Consider the following 754-nt stretch of genomic DNA (forward strand, 5'->3'; position numbering starts at 1 on the left):
AGCTTATAGCCATGCAAATTTTGACTTTCGCAAGAGGTCTATTGATCATGTAATTAATTTTGGGTATTAAAAGGGCTTTGTTGTATAAATAAAATTAAATCAGAGATTCTCCAACTTTGTAAATTCATGCAACAGAGCATAAGCCTAATCGCTGCCAATGAAAAAATCCAGATGCATGCACAAAACGCCTTGATGGAGTTATTTGCCCGTTTGGATATCAAGATTACCGCGCGACGGAAGGCAAGATTCTGATCACTAGTCCCTACGAGATTGATATTAAAAAAGTAGCTGGGTCACAGCTCCTCATTAACAAACAAGGCGTATTTGTAAATACAGATAGATAGATAGATACTTCAAAGTACAGAGCGGGCAGCATGTGTTTATGAGTGGGATGAAGGTGAATTTTGAGTTGCCTGAATTACCAGAAATTGGATCATATGCAGTTAATTTCTTATTTTCTAGTTTAGCTGGAACAGGAATAGAAAATGCAAAAATAGAGATGTACGAACCAGAGAATAAGAAAATAATATGGGAAGGTAAAACGGATCTTCAGGGTATAAGTGAGTTATCAATTAATGAAGAATCAAAAAATTATGAAGCGTTAATAGGCTTTGATAATTGGTCAAGTGTATTTGAAGATATAGATTATTATGATGAAGAGGATGAAATCGATATAGGTTCACATGGCACACAAATTGAATCAGAAATTATAAAAAATAGGAAGAATTATGAATAGTTATCATATAGTTAAAGA

The 754-nt window shown here is 33.8% G+C and carries 1 protein-coding gene; it reads left to right on the forward strand.

Annotation, left to right across the window (positions count from 1 at the left end):
- Positions 1-382 precede the first annotated feature (382 nt).
- Entirely contained in the window at positions 383-736 is a 354-nt protein-coding gene (locus KPC_RS20125) for a hypothetical protein (protein WP_146196698.1), read from the forward strand.
- Positions 737-754: the final 18 nt, after the last annotated feature.

The sequence above is a fragment of the Acinetobacter stercoris genome (assembly GCF_900323515.1).
GTDB lineage: Bacteria > Pseudomonadota > Gammaproteobacteria > Pseudomonadales > Moraxellaceae > Acinetobacter > Acinetobacter stercoris.